Here is a 14009-nt window from a genome sequence, read left to right as displayed (position 1 = left end):
CCGCAGCCCGGCTACGCCGACCCCCTACTTGGCGAGGACCCCGGCCACGGCCGCGCTTACCGCCGCCTTGATCCGGCGGTGCAGGTCCCGGAGCCCGTGCCGGTCCGTGCGCACCTCGATGATGGTGCGCCCAGCGAATGGTGCGGCGAGCGCTTCGGCGAGTCCCGCCGTCGTACTTACCGAGCAGTGCCCGACGCCGTACGCTGCGGCGAGTGCCGCAATGTCCACTGAGTGGGGCGTGCCGAAGAGGCGTTCGACGGCGTCTCCGTAGCCACCTGCCTCGGCCACGGCCCCGTGCTCCAGGAGGCTGAAGATGGCACCGCCGGAATCGTTGAGCACCACGATGCGCAGCTGCGGCTGGTCCTCCCCGGCGCCGAGGAGGAGGCCGCCGGCGTCGTGCAGGAAGGTGACGTCACCGAGCAGCAGGGTGGTTTCCTGGTGGCCGCCGAGTGCGATGCCCGTGGCGGTGGAGATGGTGCCGTCAATGCCGGCGAGGCCGCGGTTGGCGAAGACGGTGGCCGAGGGTTCGGGGGCGGGCTGGCCGGCGAGGTCCACGTCGCGGATCCCGTTGGAGGAGCCGAGGACGAGCTGGCCGCGCGAGTGCTGCCAGACGAGGGCGCCCACGGCCGGGCCGGTCGCCGCCTCTCCGCTGGCGAGCGCGCCGTCGAGCGCATGCTGGGCAGCGGCACCGGCAAGCAGCCACGCGTCCAGCCATGCAGCGGAGCCGCGGCCGGCGAACTCGGCGAGCCCGGTCAGGCTGGCCACGGGAGTTTCGCGGCGGCGCCCGGGCTCGTGCCAGGCAACCGGGACGGGCTCATAAAGGGCCGCCGGAACATCGGTCCTGGCCAGCAGCGCGGAGACGGGCCGCGACAGCGTGGGCCGGCCGAACACCACCACGCGCTCGATCGGCAGCGCAGCGTCAGCGCCGAAGTGCTCCAGCAGCAGCCGGTAGGGGCCCACGGCGTTCGGGCCGAACCGCGAGTTGGAGGACGGCTCCGCGAGCAGCGGCAGGCCGTGGGCCCGGGCGAACGCCTCGGCGACCGGCCCGGCGTCGTGCCCGGCGAGGACAACGGTGCGCCGCTCGGGCAGGTCGGCCGTGGTGTGCGTCAGGTTCATGGTGAGCGGGTCGGTGCCGATGCGGAACGGGCCGCGGCCGCGCTGCTCGGTGAGCCGCTCCCCCTCTTCCGGAACAAGCGGATCGCGGAAGGCGAGGTTGAGCTGCACCGGCCCGGGCGGCGTGTCCTCGAACGCGCCGGTGGCGGCAGCGAGCGCTGTATCGACCGCACGCTTGGGGCTCTCGCCGGCGGGGACGTCGACGGCGAAGCGCACGTGGTCGCCGAAAAGGTCCAGCTGGATGGTGGTCTGGTTCGCGCCGGTGCCGCGCAGCTCTTCCGGGCGGTCCGCGGACAGCACCACCAGCGGGACGGCGGCGTGGTTGGCTTCCATGACGGCCGGCAGGAGATTCCCGACGGCGGTCCCCGACGTGGTCAGGACGGCTACCGGGGCGCCGGTCACCAGGGCCAGGCCAAGGGCGGTGAAGGCGGCGGAGCGTTCGTCGATCCGGACCAGCAGTTCCACACGCCCCGCCGCCGACGCCTCGGCCAGCGCGTAGGCCATGGGAGCTGAGCGTGAACCCGGGGCGACCACCACATAGCGGACGCCGCCGTCGAGCAGCGCCGAAACAGCAATCCGCGCGGCCGCCATCGAGGTCAGCGAACTATGGTCTTGGCTGTGTTCGGCTGAAGAGGAGGCGGGAAAAGCTGGGGCGGAAGGCTGCATTGGATCCTCGGAAGTCACCGAACCAGTCTGCCACCATCCGACGCTCCCTCACTTTTCGCCGCGAATTCCGAAACGCCCCCTCACATCCTGCCGCCAAAATGCCAACGCTCTCTCACAGTGACCGTGAGAGAGCGTCGCCGAAAACCCCGCAGGATCTGCAGGAGCGTCGGTAAGAAACCCGCGAGATCTGCAGGAGCGTCCGGGAAAACGTGCAGGAAGTGAGGGAGCGTCGGGGGGTGGGTGAGGGTGGCGGGGTTAGTCGTCCGTGCGGAAGACCTGGATCACTGAGGGGCGCGGGGCCCTTGCCTGGCCGGTCTTTACCGGAGCACCGGCGCGGACGTAGTCCGGGAACAGGGAGTTCGGTGCCTCGAACGTGCCTTCCTCGCCCGGGTGCTGCACGGAGACGAACACGGTGCGCTCGTCGTCGTGAATGATCGGGCCGCAGGTCTCGGCATCGCGGGGAACGGCGAGGAACTGCTCCACGCGGCCGCGCTCTACACCTTCAAGCGTGACCTTGAACAGGCCGTCGTTCTTGCCGATGCCCGAGGGGGCGCCGTCGGTGGAGATCCACAGGTTGCCCACGGAATCAAACGCCAGGTTGTCCGGGCAGGAGATCGGCGAGACCTTGTCCGTCGGGAAGCCGGAGAAGTAAGTGACATCGCCCTGGGCCGGGTCGCCGCAGACCATCAGGAGGTTCCAGGTGAACTTCCTTGAGGTCTGGTCGCCGATCTCGGTGATTTCCACGATGTGGCCATCGCGGTTTTCGTTGCGCGGGTTGACCTCAGTGGCGCCTTCCTTGCCGATTTTGCCGCGATCCGAGTTGTTGGTGCACGCGACGTAGACCTTGCCGGTGAAGGGGCTCGGCTCAACGTCCTCGCAGCGGTCCATCTTGGTGGGACCCACTTTGTCGGCGGCGAGACGGGTGTAGACGAGGACTTCCTCAACGGACATGCCCTTGACCTTCGACTTGCCGTTGACAACGAGGGGCAGCCATTCGCCCCTGCCGTCAAAGGCGCCGTCAGTGGGTACCGTGCCCTTGCCGTCGATTTCCGAGGCCGGGGAGTCACCCGTGAACTTGGCCACGTACAGGTCACCCTCAGAGAGGAGCGTCATGTTGTGCTTGCGGTCGCCCTCGCGGTACTTGGCCTTCGAGACAAACTTGTAGAGGTAGTCGAAACGCTCGTCGTCGCCGGAGTAGGCCACGGCGTGCCCCGACTTGGCCACAATCACGTTGGCACCCTCGTGCTTGAAGCGGCCCAGCATGGAGTGCTTCTTCGGCGTAGAGGTGGGGTCGAACGGATCAACCTCGACGATGTAGCCGAAGCGGTTGGCCTCGTTTTCGTAGCCCGAATTGTTGGTGTTGAAGCGCGGGTCATCCAGTTCCCACTTGCGTGCCGTCGCCTTGTTGGTGAGACCGTAGCGCCTGTCCCCGGCGGAGGTTCCGGGCGCAACGAAGTAGCCCTGGAAGTTCTCCTCGCCGGAGAGGATGGTGCCCCACGGCGTGGTGCCGCCGGCGCAGTTGCCAAGGGTGCCCTTGATCCAGCGGCCTTCAGGGTCGTCAACGGTCTTGACCAGAGACGAGCCAGCGGCCGGACCGGTCAGCTCATAGGTGGTGCTGTTGAGGAACCGGCGGTTCAGCGGTGCACCCTGCACGTAGCTCCACGGCGTGCTCTTATCCTTGCGCTCCAATTCCACCACCGTGAGCCCGTGGGCCGCCTGGCTGACGGCGCGCTCCTCGTCCTCAGGCATGGACGGCGGGAACATGATGGCGTCGTTGGTGTACTCGTGGTTGGCGAAGAGCACCGCGCGGCGGCCCTTGCTGCCGGGGATTTCGAGGATGTCGGTGTAGTCGTTGTTGTACCCGAACTGCTTCTCCTGCTTGGCGGCAGTCTGGGAGTAGAGGTCGAACTCCGGGACGCCGTTAAAGATTGGGTCACCCCACCGGATGACCGGCTGCCAGGTGAAGCCAGCGGGCACGGTGACGGCATCGACGTCAGCGGGGACGGCCGGGATGGCCGTGAACTGCAGCTTGGAGGCGCCCGCACGGCCGTAGCCGTTCTTCGCGGCGGCCGAGAGGCCTGTGCCGCCGTCGGCTACTGCCGTTTCGGAAGATGCCAGGGAACCGCCGAGCACGACGGCAAGGGCTCCGGCCGCGCCGAAGCCCAGGGCGGCGCGGCGGGACATCGTGGTGGATGCGATGTCGCGGAAGTAGCTGTTGGAGCTGGTGTTGCAGACGTCGCCCGAGCAGGCGTTGTCGCACTTGAGCGCGCAGGTGACGGGGCTGCGCTTGCCTTTGGTGTGGCCGAGCATGGGCAGCAGGGCAAACTTGCGCCCGGGGATTTCAGACATGGAGGGACCTTCCAAGGGATGTGTTGCGGTCCCGCCCACCCTGTCAGCGAAAACCAAATGTGAGAGGTCACTCTGGTTAAGTTCGGGTGAACTTACATCCCTGTAAGTTAACCTCGCCAAGTTCACTTTCGGACGAGCTCTCCGTAGGCCCGGCGGAGCCGGTCCAGCCACCAGTTCTTGCGGTCGTCAGCACCGGCGTACCGCTCTAACAGTCCCTCGTCCGGCACAGCGTCACGCAGCCTGATGGCGCCGTCGTCCGCCACCAGCGGATCCGTGGTGACGTCCCCCGCGAGCAGGGAGACGGTCCCCAGTCCGCAGGCGTACGGCAGTTCCGGAAGGGCGGCGGCGAGCGCCAGGCCGGCCCGGATGCCGACAGAGGTGTCAAGGGCGGAACTCACGACGGCGGGCATTCCGGCCTGCGCAACGATGTCCAGCGCACGCCGCACGCCCCCGAGCGGGGCCACCTTGACGACGATCAGGTCTGCGGCGCCGGCCCGTGCCACTTTCAGGGGGTCGTCCTCCTTGCGAACGCTTTCGTCCGCGGCAATGAGCACAGGGACTCCCGCTTCGCGCAGGAGGCGTCGCACTTCAGCCAGGGCGTCGATGCCCGGGACCGGCTGCTCCGCATATTCAAGGTCGAAGCCAGCGAGCCGCGTCAGAGCTTCCACGGCCTCCGGCACGTCCCACCCCCCGTTCGCGTCGACCCGGACGGCGGCATCAGGGAGCTCGGCACGCACGGCCGCCACCCGGGCCGCATCGTCGTCAAGGGATTGTCCGTGTTCAGCCACCTTGACCTTGACCGCGTCCACCCGCCCGAACCGCGCGAGAACGTCCGGCACACGTGCCGCGGGGACTGCAGGCACGGTTGCGTTCACCGGAATGCTGTCCCGGAGCGGCTCCGGAAATCCCTGCCAGCCTGCTTCGATGGCGGCGCGAAGCCAGCGGCTGGCTTCCGCGTCGCCATATTCAGGAAAAGCACCAAACTCTCCCCAGCCCGCGGGTCCGCGCAGCAGCAGAGTTTCGCGCTCGAGAATGCCGCGGAATTTCACGCGCATTGGAATGGACACCACGCGTGCGGCGCTCAGCAGTTCGGTAAGCGGGGGCAGCTCCTCAAGTGTCGGCAGGCTGTCCCCGGCGGACAGCCCGGACGGCTGCGGGAACCCGGAAGCCCCGGGAGGCGATGCGGCAGGCATGAATTCACTGTACCGGCGCCCCTCCCCGGACCTGCTCCGGAAGTTCAGCTATGTGGACAACGGGTTGGCGACTCAGCCATGTGGACAACGGGTGGGAACGCAACCATGTGAGAGTCTCAGGAGGAGATCAGCCAGGGCGGACGGCGTGGCCCAAAATATGCGCCATGGGCGGGGCCAGCAGCTGCGGGGCGAAGCCGAAACGTTCGTTGTCCTGCACCTGAAATCCGGCGGCAGTGATCGCTTCGAGTGTGTCCCTGTTGAGGTGGCAGCCGCCAGCGAACCGCTGCCAGCCCGGCGTCAGTGCGTCCTCCACGGAGGCGATCCACCGGCGATGGGACCGGACGTGCTCGTAGAACGCGAGCGTTCCGCCGGGGCGGAGCACCCGGTAGATTTCCGCGAGCGCCTTCCCCTGGTCCTCGACACTGCACAAGACCAGGCTGCACACCACGACGTCGGCTCCGGCACTCGGAGCGGGGAGATGCTCGGCCGATCCGGCCACCACCACGACCGGAACGGACACGGATGCTGCCCGCTGCTCGGCGAGGCCGCGCAGATAATCGTCCGGCTCCACGGCGAGAACGTCAGTGACTGCGGAGGGGTACAACCTGAACGAGGAGCCCTCGCCAGCCCCCACTTCGATGACACTGCCCTGCAGGCCGGACAGCAGGCGCCGGCGGTGTTCAGTGCCGCCGCGGCGGTTCATTCCGACGACGGCTCTTGCGTAGGCGCGGGCAAACCGCGGGTGCTGCAAGGCAGCGGGTCCGTCCGGTTTCTGGGATGGCATGACGGATGTACTTTCTCTGGAATGTGCCGGCCCCTGCGTCATTGAAGGGGCCGGCAGCTTGTTGGGGTGTTGCCCTCCGGCACCACCCTTGCACTTCCTGGAGTGCGGAAGCAACGGTCCGCTATGGCACCGGCTGGGGAACCTCGGAAGAGCCGCCGGCCACGTTGTCCTTTCCGGGTACGTTGTCCTTCCCGCCAGTCCCGTCATTCCCCCGAACGCTGTCCTTGCCGCGGACACGGTCCTTCCCGCGGACAAGGTCACCGGCACGTTTGCCAGCGGCACGCCTGCCGGTTTGGCGCCGGACAACTGCGAGTGGACCGGCAGCACGTGCTCCGGCACCCCCGGAGACATCGTCCCCGAACAGATCATCACCAAAGTCCGCCCCAATGGCTGCCCCAAACCCGGCGACGACCGTGGTCCCCCGCCCGGGAGCCGACTGCACCTGCAGGGATCCTCCGGCCTCACCGATAGTGTCCCGCATGATGCGCAGGCCGAAGTGTCCCTCAGGTGATCCGAGGCTCTGGTCAAAGCCGCGGCCGTCGTCCGAGATCCGTATTTCAGACCGGTCCCCCACCTGCCGCAGCTGCATGGTGGCATGCTGCGCCTTGGAGTGCTTGGCTGTGTTGGCCAGGGCTTCCCGTGCCACCCGGTACAGGAGGGCGGCACGGTCGCGGTCCAAGTCGCACTTGGCCGGGAGGTCCAGCGAGAGGCTGATCCCGCGTTCCTCGAGCGGATCACCCAGCCGTACCAGTGCCCCGCACAGTCCCAGCCGGTTCAAATCCGGCGGATACAGCTCGGTGGTCATAGCCCGGAGGTTCCGTACGTTGTCCTGCAGGATCCTGCGGGCGTCCGAGAAGAGCCGGCGCTGCCCCACCGGGCGGTGCAGTTCCTCCGATTCCAGGATGTAGGACAGCCCTGAAAGATCCTGGATCACTTCATCGTGCAGGTCACGGGCAATCCGCTGGCGTTCCAGTTCCGAGGCTTCGATGGCGCGGTGCAGCAGACGGGTCCGGCCTGCCTCGTAGGCCTGGATGCGGCGCGCGAGCCGCACGGCAGGCAAGAGCTGGGCCAACTGCAGGACGCCCAGCGCAAGGAGGAACGGCGGAGCCATGTCGAGCAGGACCGCGGCCTGTTCCTGGCGGACGGCGTCGTCGTCGTAATAGGCCTCAAACGCCAGCCGCTCACCGTTGGGTGCCGTCACCGGGACGTACACTTCCACCAGTTCCCCGGTGTTGACGCCGTCGGCCTGCACCTCATCCGCCTGCAGTTCCAGCGTGGCCTTGATCTCTTTGCCGGCGAGGACATCCGTTGCCTCGTGCGGCAGAGTGAACGTCTGGCCAATAAGTTTCTCGTCGTCGGAATAGACCATGCGCCCGGCAGCATCCCAGAGCCTGATCTCGAACACGGACCGCTCCCCTACCCAGGGACGCAGCCGCTCGTCGAGCCGGGCAATGCCGGCCGGATCCCCCTGCAGGACGCCCTCGTCCAGCAGGGGTGCCACGACGTTCTGGGCCAGGTTTTCCGTGGCCTGCTTCGAGTTCTCCAAGGCGTGATGTTCCGCCTCCGACCAGATCCAGAACGCCACGGGGGTGGTGACCACAACCAGGGCCACCAGTCCCATGAGCAGGAATTGCCGGACCGCTTTGTAAACCTCAGACCTCCCGGGCTGGGCCGTTTCAAGCGGGTGGAGCTGTGCAGGCCGTAGGAATGACGGCCTAGCCATCGGACGGCTGCTCGAGCATGCCGCGCCGTGAAGCTTCCATTACTGATTCCAGCTGGGAGTGCGTTCCCAGCTTGGCGAAGATCGCTTTGACATAACCCCGGCAGGTGTTGAGTGAGATGTCCAGCTTGCTGGCCACCTCCTTGGACCCGTGTCCGCCCGCCATCAGGCGGAGAACATCCAGCTCGCGCGGCGTCAGCACCGGACCGCCGGGCTCCACTTCGCGAACAACCGGTGCCGGCTTCGGAGTGCTCATGCCCAGCTGTGCCACGAGGGACGGGTGGACCACCATGTTGCCGGCCCGGGCGTACCGCAGAGTGTCCAGCAGCGTAGACAGTGAGCCGCCCTTGGGGAGGAAGGCGCAGATGCCCATCGATGCCGCGGTGCGGAGTGCTTCCGGCGTGGGATCCCCTGTGAGCATGACGATCCGCGTCTGCGGGGCGTCGGCCAGGATCCGGGCAGCAGCGGTGAGGCCGTCGCCGTCGGGCAGGTGGAAGTCCATGATGACGACGTCGGGCTTGAGCGCCATGCTCTGCTCCACGCCGCTCTTGGCGGTGGTGGCCGAGGCGACGCTCCGCAGGTCCGGCTCACGGTCCAGGGCGGCGGTCAGCAGTTCCGTGAACGTGCTGTGATCGTCGATGGTCAGAATGCTGATTTCGCGCATGCTCTGTGAACTAACGGGTGGGAGCGGTAGATCGACGTCGGAGAGATCGGACGCATCGTCGTCGCCGGCAGCCGTCGCCTGAAGCAGCCTGGCATGGGCATCGCGGAGGGCACGGCCTGGCAGGCAGCCGATTTCCTGGTCCATGACCCGACGGCACCGTCCGTATGCGCGCAGCGCTTCCATGTACTGTCCGGATTCCTCGAGGCCCAGCACCAGGGCGGTCCAGGCCTTCTCGTTGATGGAATCCTCCAGCAGGAGCTCGCTGGCCAGTGCGACGGCGCGTTCCGGCTGTCCCACTGTGACGGCGGCTTCGGCGGCGCGGGCTTTGATGCCGGCCACGCGGGCTGCGTGCAATGCCCGCTCCTCTTCGGCCCAGCCGGCCAGGAGCTCGTCGCCGAGCAGGGGCACGGAGGCGATATCCAGCGCCTTCTCGAGCATCTTGTAGGATTCCTCGGGGTTGGCGTGTCCGGCCTGCTTCAGGAGTTCGTCGAACCGGTCAAGGTCCAGGTCCACCATGCTGCGGTCCATCATGTAACCGCCGGTGACCGTCCGGAGGGCGCCGCCCTTGCCGGAACCGGGCTGCAGGTGGCGGCGCAGCACGCTCACGTAGCTTTCGAGGGTGGAGAGCGCCTCCGCCGGAGGCTGCCCGTTCCAGAGGACGTCGATCAGGTGGTTCTTGGAAACCGGAGTGCCCAGCTTGAGCAGCAGGATCTCCAGCACCTGGCGGGGCTTCGGGCCGCCCAGCTCGTGAGAGCCGATGACCACGTCGCCGCGGCGGACCTTAAGCGGACCCAGGATGTTAATGGAAAGCCGGGCCGGCGCTCCATTTACCCCCTCTGAGATTGTTGGAATGTACTCGTCTTCGCGGACTCCACGCGACCAGCGGGTTTCCTCTGCAACGGTCTGAACCATTTGTGCACCTACTATCCCCATGAACTGCATTCCCCATGAATGGCTTGGATTCATACTTGTCACTGGGGTAAGCACGGGCACGAGTAGCGAGTACTCGATTTTCGGCTGACGGACTACTTGGTTGCGTTTCCGGCAGAGTGCCCCCTTCCCGCTTCCTGGGCCGGGTACTGCCCTGCCGTCCCCCTCCAACCGCAGGGGACAGGACCGTTGAGGTTCGCAGGGTCGCCAAGTTTTTCCCAAGAATCCGGGGCTATCTTGGAATAACCGCAGTTCCCGGCGGCTTCATGCGATCCTCGATCCGCGGAGGACCGCCGGATAAGCGTGAAATGGATGAATCGATGGCGCGGATGGTGGCAGTAGCGGGTGGAACCAAGTACTCCGAGTACCCGGCTCTGAGTAGCGTGGCTGACGTGCCCGCAGCCAAAAAAAATTTTGTGGGCGAAGCGCCATGAAGCCGCCGCGGGTCCTGCTGGCCGAGCTGCGCGCCGAAGTCCACTCTGTCCGCTTCCGCGTGCTGGCCACGCTGCTGGTGTTCATGGCGATGGGCTTGGTGGTTTCCGGCACCGTGACTTCCGTGGCGCAGCTAAGGAGCCTCGACGACCGCGTTAATGAGGAACTCCAGCACCCCCGGAGGAACCTGGAGACACTGGCGAGGTCGGCTCCCAGTAATTCCGGGTTCACGTCCCTGGATGAGCTGTTCACGCTGTTCCTGCGCTCCGAGACGCCCGGCGGGCATGAGTCGCTGATGACCATGGTCCGGGATGGCAACGTTATCCTCCCCGGCGGGATCCAGCCCACCAACCTCCGCAGCGAAGCAGTCAGGGAGCGGATCTGGTCCCTGAGCCGGCCCGGCCAGACTGTAGTACAGGACACTGTGATCGACGGCAGGGTCGTGCGCCTTTCCATCACCTCGGTGAGGCTGCAGGGCCGGCCCGGGGACGGGCTCCTCGTGGCCGCCAACGAGATCGGGCGGCAGCGGGACGAGGTCATCCGGTCCATGTGGACCTACGCCCTGGCGGCTCTGGCAACGCTCGTGGTGGCCGGCTGGATGGGCTACGTGATCACGGGGCGCCTGCTCAGCCCGATCCGCCGCCTCCAGGAAGCCACGCAGAACACAACGTTCGAAGACCTGACAAAACGCGTGGAGGTCACTGCACCCACGGACGATATTGCCCAGCTGGCCATGAACTTCAACCACATGCTGGAGCGGCTCGAGTCCGGCTTCGAGAACCAGCGCCGGTTTGTGCACGACGCCGGCCACGAACTCCGTACCCCCATGACGGTGATCCGCGGCTACCTGGAACTCCTGCGCGCCGGCGACCCAGAGGATGTGGACCAGACCCGCATCCTGCTGCTGGATGAACTCGACAGGATGCAGGTGCTCGTGGAGGACCTGCTCATCCTCGCCCGCAGCGGCCGGCCGGACTTCGTCTCCCCCGAGTGGATCGAGGCGGACATCTTCCTGGAGAACATCCTGAACCGCATCAAGGTCTTCGCGCCGCGCACCTGGGAGCTGGATGCCAAGCCCGGCGGCCTGGTCCGGGCGGACCGGCACCGGCTCATGCAGGCGCTGGAGCAGCTCGCGGTGAACGCGGTAAGGCACACCTCCGAGGGGGACAGGATTTCCGTCGGCGCTGCCTGGGCAAAGAACGACGACGGCGGAACGGCGTTGGGCGGGCGGCCTCTCCTTGCGTCGGACTTGGAAATCTGGCTGTCGGACACCGGCAGCGGCATCCCTGACGAGGATCAGGAGCGCATCTTCGAGCGCTTCTTCAAGGGCCGCAATGCGGCTGGGGCATCGGAGGGCTCCGGCCTGGGACTGTCCATCGTCAAGGCGATCGCGGAGGCGCACGGCGGGACGGTGCGGGTGGAATCTGCCGTGGGCCAGGGCAGCCGCTTCATCCTGACCATCCCGGCCGGCGGCGGCGTCACCGAGGAAGAAGAGACCGGTGAGGCAAAACGATCGGGCCGCCCGGCGGGAAAAATCAAGGCGACCCGGCCGTCGTCGGGCGCGGCTATCCTCTCAAGCCCCGGCGGTAGTCAGTGACCCGCATCCTCATTGCCGACGACGAGCCGCGGATCGCCGCGTTCCTCGTCAAGGGCCTCACCGCGGCGGGATACACCACCACCCAGGTCTCTGACGGCGTGAAGGCACTGGACTATGCCTCGTCCGGCGAGTACGACCTGCTCATCCTGGACATCGGAATGCCGCGCATGGACGGGCTCGCGGTCCTCCGGAACCTCCGCGCCATGCAGTCCATCGTCCCGGTCATCGTCCTTACAGCGTCGGACAGCCTGGAGAGCACAGTCGCCGCGCTGGAGGGCGGAGCCGACGACTATATGACCAAGCCGTTCCGGTTTGAAGAGCTGCTGTCACGAGTGAAGCTGAGGCTCCGAGGCACCTCGCCCGTGACCCCCGCGCCTACGCTGGTATGCGGCGACCTGACGTTGGACATCGACCTGCGGACCGCGGAAATAGGCGGGCGCACCATCGACCTTTCAGCCCGCGAATTCGTCATGGCCCGGACCCTCATTGAAAATGCTGGCCGCGTACTGAGCCGGGAGCAACTGCTGAGCCGCGTTTGGGGCTACCACTTTGAAGGGTCCTCGAACGTGGTGGATGTCTACGTGAGGTACCTGCGGAACAAGCTCGGCCAGGACCGGATCCAGACCGTCCGGGGCGTGGGCTACCGCATCGTGTGCCAGCCCGAGGAGAACGCCCCGCTTTAGCGAGCGGGCCCGCCGTCGAGCATTCCGCCGAGCCGTCCGGCGAGCACCCCCGACGAGCACCGCCGACGAGCACTGGGGCCAGATGAGAGGATTCTCATCCGTGTCTCATGCCTGCTTCACCTTCCCGGCCGAGAGTGGAATCACCAGCTAGGGAAGGCGGAGCAGTGAAGAGGTGGTCAGTGCTCAGCATTCCCCTGATCGGCCTCGCCGGTTTTGGAATCTGGGCACAGTCGCTGGCGGCGGCGCCGGCCAGCCAGCCCAATGGAGTGGTGGTGGTCGATCCCGCTTCATCTTCCACGTCTTCTACGACGGCGCCCGGATCCGCGCCGGGTCCTGCCCCCACATCCTCCGCGCCCGCCCCCGATAGGTTCCGTTCCGCAGAGGCCCCCCGGCGCCTGGATATGGCCCAGCCGCAGACCACTGAGCAGGCCGAAACCCAGGATGCCGACGGCGACTCGGGGGTTGTCCAGCGTGTCGCACCCACGCAGGTGACGTCGCCGGCGGTGGCCGCTCCAGACGGATCCGCCTCCGCAGTGCCGGATGACAAGGATGTCCCGGACGACAACGGCGGATCAGACGACGGCCGGTCGGATGGCAGTGGACCGGATGGCAGTGGACCGGATGGCAGTGGACCGGATGACAGCGAGCCGGCTGGCCAGGCAGGCCTGGCCGAAAACGGCGGTGGCACAGATGACTAAGCGCGGCAGCACCCCCAGGTTTTCCCCGAAGAAGGAGTCAGTGATGCACACGAACTACCGCGACCTGCATGAACACATTCCGCCGGAGCGGCGGGGCTACACGGTAGGCGTGCCGAACAGCCAGCCCTCCACCATCACCATTGACGATTCGGAGCTGCACCAGCAGGTCCTGGACATCATCCAAAGCGTGCTGTCGACCACCGATGCACGCTCGGACGTCCGCCGCCGGCTGCTGCGGCACTTGGCGGAAAACCCGGGCCATCCGGAGCAGGCGCTGCTGGAACACCTGCGGGAGAGGAACCGGAACGGTGGCGCACCGCGGCGCGGCGCCGGGAGGCAGGGCGTGGGGAGCACCGCCGGCCACGAGTAGAAGCTCCTAGAACAGCAGGAGCACGAACCCGCCCGCCGTGCACAGCAGACCCAGGCCGGTGAGGATCCAGCCGAGGATCAGCACGGTGTTGTCGTGCTTCGGCGGCTTCAGCCCCCAGCGGGAGGGGTGGCAGACGTCGTAGTGGAGTTCCACGTGGTTTCCGGCCTCGAGTCCGCGGGCCACGTCGGCGTCCACGAGTGTTTGCCGCGGCATATTTTCCTGGTCAACCCAGCGGAATCCGGTGAATCCTCCGGCCGTGTAGACCTCCCCCGTGGTGGCGGTCCAGTCGCACCGCCGCTTGCTGATGACCAGGCCCCACACGAGAAGGGGCACGCCGGGAATGAACCCCACCCACGACATCAGTTCCAGGACAGGGCCCAGAACATCCGCGAGTCCGGCCATGCTCAAACTCTATCCGGCGGCGGGCCGTCAAGGGTGAACTGTGAACAGCGGTCAGCTGCCGGTTTCCTCCGGATGTTCCCGGGTTCGTTCCACTTCCGGCGTATCGCCCTGTTGAGGAATGACGTCGGGGTCCAGCTTGGTGCTCAGGTCACCTTCGGGCGAGTCGCTGCGGACGTCGTCCTTGTCGCGGACGCTCTTCTCGACGCCTATCTTCTCAGCGCCGCCCCTCTCAGCCTCGCCGCCCGTCTCGCGCCCAGTCCCAGAACCAGATCCAGATCCAGTGTCAGACCCAGGTCCAGAGCCAGCGCGTGCGTCGTCCAGGTTTTCGCTCATGGGGCCAACGTAACCGGCCCTCCGCACGCTGTCGACCCCCCGCCCGAGGAAAAGAAACTCCGGCAGCCATACCTC

Annotated in this window: 12 protein-coding genes; 4 read left to right on the top strand and 8 right to left on the bottom strand. The window is 66.9% G+C overall.

The genetic code is table 11. The annotated features are described in order from the left end of the window. Positions 1-24: 24 nt before the first annotated feature. The 6 genes from menD to ACIP9X_RS08970 form a co-directional block, all read right to left on the bottom strand. Positions 25-1704: a 2-succinyl-5-enolpyruvyl-6-hydroxy-3-cyclohexene-1-carboxylic-acid synthase gene (menD, locus tag ACIP9X_RS08995; protein ID WP_400479503.1), complete on the bottom strand. Its 1680-nt coding sequence runs from the start codon at positions 1702-1704 to the stop codon at positions 25-27. Between the two features lie 330 nt (positions 1705-2034). After that, on the bottom strand, positions 2035-4128 hold the full coding sequence (locus tag ACIP9X_RS08990; protein WP_400479369.1) for a PhoX family protein: 2094 nt from the start codon (positions 4126-4128) through the stop codon (positions 2035-2037). Between the two features lie 122 nt (positions 4129-4250). After that, positions 4251-5321: an o-succinylbenzoate synthase gene (locus ACIP9X_RS08985; protein WP_400479368.1), complete on the bottom strand. Its 1071-nt coding sequence runs from the start codon at positions 5319-5321 to the stop codon at positions 4251-4253. A 127-nt stretch (positions 5322-5448) separates the two neighbouring features. Further along, positions 5449-6105, bottom strand: coding sequence for a class I SAM-dependent methyltransferase (locus ACIP9X_RS08980; protein WP_400479367.1), 657 nt, complete (start codon positions 6103-6105; stop codon positions 5449-5451). Between the two features lie 121 nt (positions 6106-6226). Then, positions 6227-7726, bottom strand: coding sequence for a sensor histidine kinase (locus ACIP9X_RS08975; RefSeq protein WP_400479366.1), 1500 nt, complete (start codon positions 7724-7726; stop codon positions 6227-6229). A 94-nt stretch (positions 7727-7820) separates the two neighbouring features. Beyond that, positions 7821-9401, bottom strand: coding sequence for a response regulator (locus ACIP9X_RS08970; protein WP_400479365.1), 1581 nt, complete (start codon positions 9399-9401; stop codon positions 7821-7823). A gap of 448 nt (positions 9402-9849) precedes the next feature. On the opposite strand from ACIP9X_RS08970, the gene ACIP9X_RS08965 reads away from it, so the two are divergent. The 4 genes from ACIP9X_RS08965 (at position 9850) to ACIP9X_RS08950 (ending at position 13199) form a co-directional block, all read left to right on the top strand. Then, positions 9850-11448: a sensor histidine kinase gene (locus ACIP9X_RS08965; protein WP_400479364.1), complete on the top strand. Its 1599-nt coding sequence runs from the start codon at positions 9850-9852 to the stop codon at positions 11446-11448. Then, positions 11445-12131: a response regulator transcription factor gene (locus tag ACIP9X_RS08960; protein WP_400479363.1), complete on the top strand. Its 687-nt coding sequence runs from the start codon at positions 11445-11447 to the stop codon at positions 12129-12131. Before ACIP9X_RS08965 ends, ACIP9X_RS08960 begins: the two co-directional genes overlap by 4 nt. A 164-nt stretch (positions 12132-12295) precedes the next feature. Further along, complete coding sequence (locus ACIP9X_RS08955; protein ID WP_400479362.1) at positions 12296-12829, top strand: hypothetical protein; 534 nt, start codon at positions 12296-12298, stop codon at positions 12827-12829. A gap of 43 nt (positions 12830-12872) precedes the next feature. Next, positions 12873-13199, top strand: coding sequence for a hypothetical protein (locus ACIP9X_RS08950; protein ID WP_400479361.1), 327 nt, complete (start codon positions 12873-12875; stop codon positions 13197-13199). A gap of 6 nt (positions 13200-13205) precedes the next feature. Here the strand turns inward: ACIP9X_RS08950 and ACIP9X_RS08945 are convergent, their stop codons facing one another. Further along, complete coding sequence (locus tag ACIP9X_RS08945; protein ID WP_400479360.1) at positions 13206-13601, bottom strand: hypothetical protein; 396 nt, start codon at positions 13599-13601, stop codon at positions 13206-13208. A 51-nt stretch (positions 13602-13652) separates the two neighbouring features. Then, complete coding sequence (locus ACIP9X_RS08940; RefSeq protein ID WP_400479359.1) at positions 13653-13934, bottom strand: hypothetical protein; 282 nt, start codon at positions 13932-13934, stop codon at positions 13653-13655. Positions 13935-14009: the final 75 nt, after the last annotated feature.

The sequence above is a fragment of the Arthrobacter sp. NPDC093125 genome, assembly GCF_044754225.1.
Classification (GTDB): Bacteria; Actinomycetota; Actinomycetes; order Actinomycetales; family Micrococcaceae; genus Arthrobacter.
Note: the sequence above shows the minus strand (reverse complement) of the source record. Positions and strands in the feature narration are given on the sequence as shown.